This window comes from Streptomyces sp. NPDC004561, assembly GCF_053602155.1.
This window is the reverse complement of sequence record NZ_JBSGDB010000422.1, coordinates 1-7671: the sequence shown is the minus strand read 5'-3', so window position 1 is coordinate 7671 and position 7671 is coordinate 1. Positions and strand designations below refer to the sequence as shown.

Annotated in this window: 7 protein-coding genes; 5 read left to right on the top strand and 2 right to left on the bottom strand. The window is 73.3% G+C overall.

The features are described from left to right. Window positions 1-43: 43 nt before the first annotated feature. The 5 genes from ACWEN3_RS36365 (at window position 44) to ACWEN3_RS36345 (ending at window position 5380) form a co-directional block, all read left to right on the top strand. A complete protein-coding gene (locus ACWEN3_RS36365) occupies window positions 44-1018 on the top strand; it encodes a beta-ketoacyl synthase N-terminal-like domain-containing protein (protein WP_452979964.1) in 975 nt (324 codons plus the stop codon). Further along, complete coding sequence (locus tag ACWEN3_RS36360; protein WP_452979961.1) at window positions 1015-2121, top strand: 3-oxoacyl-ACP synthase III family protein; 1107 nt, start codon at window positions 1015-1017, stop codon at window positions 2119-2121. The genes ACWEN3_RS36365 and ACWEN3_RS36360 overlap by 4 nt, the downstream gene beginning before the upstream one ends. A 77-nt stretch (window positions 2122-2198) precedes the next feature. Beyond that, window positions 2199-3203, top strand: a complete 1005-nt coding sequence (locus ACWEN3_RS36355) for an aldo/keto reductase (RefSeq protein ID WP_452979958.1) — start codon at window positions 2199-2201, stop codon at window positions 3201-3203. A gap of 48 nt (window positions 3204-3251) precedes the next feature. Further along, the gene (locus tag ACWEN3_RS36350) at window positions 3252-4457 is read left to right on the top strand and encodes an FAD-dependent monooxygenase (protein ID WP_452979955.1); all 1206 of its coding nucleotides are present in this window, start codon (window positions 3252-3254) and stop codon (window positions 4455-4457) included. Window positions 4458-4498: 41 nt separating this feature from the next. Further along, window positions 4499-5380: an ester cyclase gene (locus ACWEN3_RS36345; protein ID WP_452979952.1), complete on the top strand. Its 882-nt coding sequence runs from the start codon at window positions 4499-4501 to the stop codon at window positions 5378-5380. A 218-nt stretch (window positions 5381-5598) separates the two neighbouring features. On the opposite strand, the gene ACWEN3_RS36340 is transcribed toward ACWEN3_RS36345, so the two are convergent. Together ACWEN3_RS36340 and ACWEN3_RS36335 are read right to left on the bottom strand one after the other, a co-directional pair. Beyond that, window positions 5599-6501 (bottom strand): glycosyltransferase, encoded by a 903-nt coding sequence (locus tag ACWEN3_RS36340; RefSeq protein ID WP_452979949.1) that lies wholly within the window; start codon window positions 6499-6501, stop codon window positions 5599-5601. Between the two features lie 23 nt (window positions 6502-6524). After that, the gene (locus ACWEN3_RS36335) at window positions 6525-7337 is read right to left on the bottom strand and encodes an AfsR/SARP family transcriptional regulator (protein ID WP_452979946.1); all 813 of its coding nucleotides are present in this window, start codon (window positions 7335-7337) and stop codon (window positions 6525-6527) included. Window positions 7338-7671 lie beyond the last annotated feature (334 nt).

Sequence of the window (7671 nt, the reverse complement as noted above, 5' to 3'; positions counted from 1 at the left end):
CTGGCTAACGTCGTCGCCCTGGAGGAGTTGCTGCACGTCGGCGGTGAGGGCGGCGACCGGCTCAGCTTCATGGACACGCTGGAGGTGCATGGACCGGGTCTCCCAGCTCGCCGTCGCCGCCTGCCGGGCCGCCCTGGGGCACGCGAACGCGCACGGCGACGCGGCCGCCACGGCCGCGACCGGCGTGGTGCTCGGCACCGGGATCGGTCCGATGGAGAGCAGCGAGCGGTTCACCGCCCCGGTGCTGTCCGCGGGCGCGCAGGCCGCGAACCCGGCCGTGTTCCCGGCCACCGTGTACAACGGCGCGGCCGGTCAGGTCGCCATGGCCCTCGGTACCAAGGGACCGACGTCGACGCTGACTTCGGGCCACGCGGCGGGCGCCGCCGCCCTGGGCGTCGCGTACGACATGCTGCGCACCGGTCGCGCCGAGCGGCTGCTGGTGCCCGCGGTGGAGGCCTTCTCGCCGGGCGCGCTGGCCGCGTACCGCGGCATCCCGCTGTTCGGTACGGCGGCCGGGCGCCGGTACACGCTCGCCGAGGCCGGTATCACGCTGGTGCTGGAGCGCCGGGAGAGCGCCGAGCGGCGCGGTGCCCCGATCCACGCCGTGGTCCTGGGCCACGCGACCGTCTCGGACGCCTGCGGCATCGGCCGCTGGGACCCGTCGGGCGAGGGCGTGGAGCGGGCGATGCGCGCGGCGCTGGAGGGCGCCGGGCTGCGCCCCGGGGACGTCGGGGCCGTCTGGGCGAACGCGGCGGGTCTCGCCGCCGCCGACCGTCCCGAACGGGCCGCTGTTCAGCGGGTGTTCGACCTGGACCGGGTGCGGTTCGAGACCCCGAAGCGGGTGCTCGGCGAGCCGGCCGGCGCGGGTGCCCACCTGTCGGCGGTCCTCGCCGTCGGCGCCTGGCGCGACGGCCGCACCCACCGCCCCGTCGTGGTCAACAGCTCGTCCCTCGGCGGCACCCACACCTCGCTCGTCCTTTCCCCCGCCCCCCTGCACGCAACGGAGCCCGGCCGATGACCACCGCCTACGACGTGAAGATCCTCTCCACCGGCGGCTATGTGCCCGGTGATCCGCTGGACAACGCCGCGCTGGAGAAGTACGTCGGGCCGCTGCCGGACGACGTCCTCGACGGCATCCAGGTCAAGACCCGGTACTGGATGATCGACCCGGCCACAGGCGAGCACGTGATCAACAACAGCCGGATGGCCGAGCGTGCCTCCCGGCAGGCCCTGGAACGGGCCGGTGTGGAGCCCGGCGAGGTCGACCTGATCGTGGTGTGCACGGCGACGCCGGAGTACACGCTGCCCAATGTGGCCACCACCCTGCAGCACTACCTGGGCCTGGAGAGCATCGCCGCGATCGAGATCCGCGGGGCCTGCGCGGGCTGGGTGCAGGCACTCGACCTGGCCAGGCGGCAGCTGTCCGACGGGACGGCGCGCACCGCCCTCGTGGTGGGCAGCGAGTCCGTCTCGCCGCTGATGGCGCCGCTCTTCCTGGACAAGGACCCGGCGCGCGTGCGGATGCGGGACCGGCTGACGCTGTACACGTTCGGCGACGGCGCGGGGGCCGTGGTGCTGCGGGCCGAGCCCACGGATGACCCGGCCGGCCCGTGGGCGGACGCGTCCACCTTCGTCAACGCCTGCGTGGGCGGCCTGCGCAAGCCGGGGATGGAGATCATCGGCGGCGGTACGGACGTGTCGCAGGCGGAGCAGCTGCGCCGCCGCCAGCTGATCCAGATGAAGATCGACGTGCCGGGCACCTCGTCCTTCGGGCCGCAGGTGTTCGTCCGCGCGATCCAGGAGCTGACACGCAAGGAGGGCCGCCCGCTCGGGGAGTTCGACGCGATCGTGCTGCCGGAGGGCAACGCCGACTACTTCGCCGGCGAGTACGAGTCCGCCGGTCTGTCCGCCGAGGAGAACCAGGCGCTCACCGGGCGGATCGTGGAGAACCTGGCCGATGTGGGGGCCACCGGTTCCGCCGCGGTGCCGCTGTCGCTGGACGCGGGCTGGACCTCGGGACGCATCCGCCCCGGCCACCGCATCGTGCTGCTCGGCATCGAGGCCAGCCGGTACGTCTACACCGGCCTCACGGTGACCTGGCAGGCGCCGGTCCCGGCCTGAACCCTCCCCAGCAAGACCACCACAGCCCCCGCCCCAGTCATTCAGACGTAATGCGTCATTCCAAGGAGACACATCGCATGGCAATCGGACACCGCACGCTGGGCAAGCCCGGTCTCGACGTCTCCGCCCAGGGGCTCGGCTGCATGGGCATGACGATCGGCTACGGCGAAACGGACGCGACGGAAGCACTCGCCACCATCCACCGGGCGCTGGAGCTCGGCGTCACCCTGCTCGACACCGCCGACATGTACGGCCCGTACGCCAACGAGGAGCTGATCGGCCGCGCCGTCGCCGGGCGCCGCGACGAGGTCGTGCTCTCCTCCAAGGTGGGCAGCGAGATCGACGCCGACGGCCGGCTGACGTGGCAGGTCAACGGCCGCCCCGACTACATCCGCCGGGCGATCGAGGGCACCCTGCGCCGCCTGGGCACCGACCACCTCGACCTCTACTACCTGCACCGGGTCGACCCCGACGTCCCCGTGGAGGAGTCCTTCGGCGCGCTCGCCGAACTCGTCCAGGCCGGACTCGTCCGCCACCTGGGGATCTCCGAGGCCGGGCCCGAGAGCATCCGGCGCGCCCACGCGGTGCACCCGCTGACCGCCGTACAGACCGAGTACTCGCTGTTCACCCGCGACGTCGAGGTCAACGGCGTACTGGAGACCGTGCGCGAGCTGGGCATCGGCTTCGTGGCCTACAGCCCGCTCGGCCGCGGCTTTTTGACCGGCACCATCCGCGACACCTCCGACATCCCCGACGGCGGCTTCGACTTCCGGCGCATCGCGCCCCGCTTCGAGGACGAGAACATCCGCCGGAACCTGCCCGTGGTCGACCGGCTCAGCGACCTCGCCGCCGCGGCCGACACCACCGTCACCCGCCTGGCGCTCGCCTGGGTGCTCTCCCGCGGCCAGGACGTGGTCGCCATCCCCGGCACCAAGCGCCGCACCTACCTGGAGGAGAACGTCTCCGCGAGCGACGTGCGGCTCACCGACGACGTCCTGGCGGCGATCGACTCCATCGCCCCCTACGGCATCACGGCCGGCGACCGCTACCCGGCCAAGGAGATGCCCCAGCTGAGCCGCTGACGCCCCGCTCGCACGCAAGCCATCCGCCCCGACTCCCGGGAGAAAGACATGTCCGCACAAGCACCCCGGCCCATCCGCCGGGTCCTCATCGCCGGCGGCGGGCTCGGCGGTCTCGCCACCGCACTGGCCCTCCAGCAGCAGGGCATCGAGTCCGTCGTCTTCGAGCGCGCGCCCGAACTGCGCGACGGCGGCGCGGGACTGCACATCTTCACCAACGGCATGCTCGCCCTGGCCCACCTCGGGCTCGCCGAGAAGGTCACCGAGATCGCCCCCGTCCAGTCCGTGTGCCGCTTCGCGACCTCGACCGGCCGGGCCATCGGCACCTACCCGGTGGGCGAGTTCATCGAGCGCTACGGGCAGCCCACGGTCGCCATCGGCCGCTCCGACCTGCACGGCATCCTGCGCGACGCCGTGGACGCGCCCATCGTCACCGGCGCCGAGGTCACCGGGTACACCGAGCACGCCGACGGGGTGAGCCTGCACTTCGCCGACGGCACCTGCGAGGACGGCGACCTGCTGATCGGCGCCGACGGCGTCCACTCCGCCGTGCGCGCCGGCCTGCTCGGCCCCCAGCCGCCCGACTACACCGGCTACATCGCCTGGCGCGGTCACGCGAAGATGACCCCCGAGGAGTTCGAGCCCGGCAGCTTCCAGGCCCTGTTCGGCCCCGGGACCCGCTTCACGTACTACGACATCGCCCCCGGCGTCGTGCACTGGATGAGCGTCGCCAACGGCCCCGCGGGCGGCCGCGACGAGGGCACCCCCGAGCAGACCCTGGACATGCTGCGTGCCCGGCACGCCGGCTGGACCGACCCGGTGCAGCGGATCCTCGACGCCACCGTGCCGGAGAGCATCCTCCGCGGCGACGTGGTGGACCGCAAGCCCGACCCGGTCTGGGGACGGGGCCGGGTCACCCTGCTCGGCGACGCCGCGCACGCCGTCAGCTTCAACATCGGACAGGGCGCCTGTCTGGCCGTCGAGGACGCTCTCGTGCTGGCCGAACACCTTGCCGCGCCCGGTGCCACCGTCACCGACGCGCTGCGCGGCTACGAGGCCGAGCGGCAGCAGCGCACCCGGCCGATGCAGCTGCTCGCCCACCGCATCGGTGTGATGGGCGCGTTGCAGAACCCGGCCGCCATCTGGCTGCGCGACCGGGTGCTGAAACTCGGCTGGTCCCGCACCTTGCGCACCACGGAACTCGAACACGTCGCCTATGCCACGCGGTGGGCCTCGAACGCCGCCGCCGCGGCGTGAGCGCGCTCGTAGACGCCCAGGATGATGAGAGGACTGCTGCTGTGACCACTGCGACCACCACGAACCCCGCGCTGACGGCGTGGGAGAGCACCGAGGAACGCAACAAGGCGAGCATCCGGCGCGTCTTCGCCGAGTTCGTCAACCGGGGCGACTTCTCCGTCGTGGACGAGCTCTACCGGCCGGACGTCGTCGACCACGAGGGCCTGCCCGGGGCGCCCCAGGGCGCCGAGGGCGTGAAGTACACCATCGGCGGACTGCGTGAGGCGTTCCCCGACTTCCACGTCACCATCGAGGACATCAGCGCACACGGCGACATGGTCGTCATCCACAACACCTGGCGCGGCACCCACCTCGGCGACCTGCTGGGCGTCGCGCCCACCGGCCGCTCGTTCGTCTCCGTCGGCATCGTCGTCTGGCGGTTCGACGAGGAGGGCAAGATCGCCGAGCGCTGGGCGCACGGGGTGGCGTCCAACCTGTTCGCCGCACTCGGCATGCGGATGCTGGCGCCCCGCAAGGGCGGCCGGCGCAGCGCGCAGGGCACCCGGTCCGTGATGCGCACCGTGCCGCTGCGCAACGGCAAGCCCATGGCCTGGCACCGGCTCACCCAGGAACTGCAGGGGCCGCGCCTGCGCGAGTACGAGGCCTCCCGGCGACGGCTCGGCATCACCCACGAGGTGCTGCGCATCGACCCGCGGCCGAACCGGGACTACGTGATCGTGGAGTTCGAGACCGCGGACCCGGAGCGGACCAGGAAGCGCTGGGCGGAGTCGAAGGACCCCTTCGACCTGTGGCTGCGCGAGCAGATCCTCGACATCCACGGCGAGGACCCCTGGGCCGGACCCGCCAGTCCCTGCGAGTCGATCGGCCTGACCTGGACGGCGCCGCAGCGGCTCGTCCCGGACCGCGCCGACGGGTCCCGCTGAGCGGGGCACGGCCTGCCGACCGGTGTTCGAGCCGTTTTCCAGGGCCGGTCGGCAGACTGGGGTCCTCCCCCGGCCGCCCAAGGAGAGGCCTCCTGCCCGCCGCACCGGCGCCGGCCGCAGGCCGGGGAGGCCCGCCCGCAGGGCATCCGGACCGACGGGTCCGCGCCGAACATCCCCCGCCGGCGCGGACCCGTCCACCTGTTCTCCCCCACCCGACGTCAGCGCAGCAGCGCCTCGATGTCCGGGACGAGGTCCGCGGGCTGCGGCATACGGGCGATGGTCAGGCCCAGACGGGCCGCCTCGGGCAGCACACGGCCGCCGTTGACCAGCTCGGCGATGTGGAAGCGCAGCCGCAGCATGCTGGGGTCGCCCGCCAGTTCGTCGTCGGACAGACAGCGGCCGATGCCGGCCGCCTCCAGGCGCGCCCCGGCCCGCCGCTCCTCCTCCCCCGCGGGCAGCACCAGCTGGGAGATGCCGAACCGGGCCGCCGCGTACACGACCCCCTCGTCGCCGCCGTGCACGACGGCGACGCAGCCGGGCAGCAGCAGGCTCCAGGGATGGTCGTCGCCGGTCAGTTCGAGCAGTTCAAGGCCGAGGCTCCCGACGGCCTCGGCGGCCCGCCGGAAGAGCCGCGCGCGGCGCCGGTCCTGCGGCCGGGACCCGGCCGGCGCCCCGGTGACGCAGACACGCGGCACCGGCGCGAGAGCCGTGAGCCGGAGCGTCGGCTTCCCCGGCAGTTCGTACGCGTCGCAGCGCACCGGCCAAGCTCCGGGCTCCGGCCGCTCCCGCAGCGGCGGCGGGCAGGGGTCGATCCAGACGGTCGGCCGCGGCGACAACGGCGGGTGGGCGTAGGGGAGATAGCCGATGGTGGGCACCCCGGACGTGGCCGCCATGGCGGTCGAGTCGGGGCACAGCGGATCGTGGACCACCAGGTCGGGCCGCCACGCCCGGCCGAACTGCTGCGGGCCGGCCAGGACCGGGACGAGTCCGGCCCGGGCCACACGGTGGCGGGCCCGGGCCGGACAGCAGAAGCGGACCTCGTTGCCGGCCGCCTGGACCGCCCTGGCGAGCAGGACGAGTCGCAGCACGGCCGGCATGCCGAGGCCTCCAGAGAACAGCACGCGCACGGTTCCTCCTTGCGGAGTCACCCGGCGAAGCGGTCGAGCAGCCGCCCGGCCCCGGGGTCGATGTCCAGCGCCGGATCGCTGCCGAGCACGGCCCGCTGCAGACGCTGCAGACGCTGTGAGGGTTCGATGCCCAGCTCCTCCACCAGGTGGCCGCGCAGGTTCTGGAAGACCTGCAGCGCGGCGGAGGGGCGCCCCGCCCGGTAGAAGGCCACCATGGACTGGGCGTGCAGACCCTCGTGCAACGGGTGCCGGGCGGTCAGCGCGGTGAGTTCGGTCAGCAGTTCGGCGTGGCGGCCGAGCCGCAGCTCGACGTCGTTGCGCCGCTCCATCACCCCGAGGCGGCTCTCCTCCAACCGCATCGCCTCGATTTCGAGCAACGGCCCGGTGCGCACGTCGACCAGGGCGGGGCCCCGCCACAGGCCGAGGGCCTCCCGGAAGAGCTCCGCGGCCTTCTGGTTGTCGCCGCGGTCGTAGGCGCGCTGACCCAGGGAGGACAGCCGGTCGTACTCGTGCACGTCGATGCTGCCGGGCTCCGCGTGCAGGAGGTATCCCCCCTGCCTGGTCAGCAGCACTTCCTTGGAGCCACCGGGTTCGCCCTGCAGCGCTTTCTCCATGCAGCGCCGCAGCTGGAGGATGTACGTCTGCAGCGTGGTGAGCGCGCTGCGCGGCGGGGCGTCGCCCCAGATCTCCTCCATCAGCGCGGACACCGGCAGGACCTGGTTGGCGTAGATGGCGAGCAGTGTCAGGATCTGCCGCGGCTTCGCCGCTGTGGGCAGGATCGGAACGCCCCTCAGCTCGGCGTCCAAAGACCCCAGAACGAAGATTCGCATGCGGCCCCCCTTTTTGTGTCTGTCGTAGGACCTCGAACCTCCCATGCGGCCCGCTGGACGGACAGTGCGTCACTCCTCCTCTACCGGGTGTCTTCGTCCTGCCCGGGGTGTGACCGATTCATGGTCCACGTGGTCCGCGGGACCGGCCGACCGGCCGAAGGGGTCCCGGACATGGCGGAGGGGGCGGGGGGGGCCGACCGGCCGCGGGGGGGGGGGGCCGGGGGGGGCCCCCCACGTGGGGCGGGCCCCCCCGGGGCTCTGCGAGCCCGCCCCCCACCCCGCCGCCTCCATGGACGACGCCTGCGACACCATCATCCGCGCCCTGAACACCCGC

Excerpts from the sequence above, each read along its gene's own strand:
- ACWEN3_RS36335 (WP_452979946.1), bottom strand. The coding sequence starts at position 7,337 with ATGCGAATCTTCGTTCTGGGGTCTTTGGACGCCGAGCTGAGGGGCGTT.
- ACWEN3_RS36350 (WP_452979955.1), top strand. The coding sequence starts at position 3,252 with ATGTCCGCACAAGCACCCCGGCCCATCCGCCGGGTCCTCATCGCCGGC.
- ACWEN3_RS36360 (WP_452979961.1), top strand. The coding sequence starts at position 1,015 with ATGACCACCGCCTACGACGTGAAGATCCTCTCCACCGGCGGCTATGTG.
- ACWEN3_RS36355 (WP_452979958.1), top strand. The coding sequence starts at position 2,199 with ATGGCAATCGGACACCGCACGCTGGGCAAGCCCGGTCTCGACGTCTCC.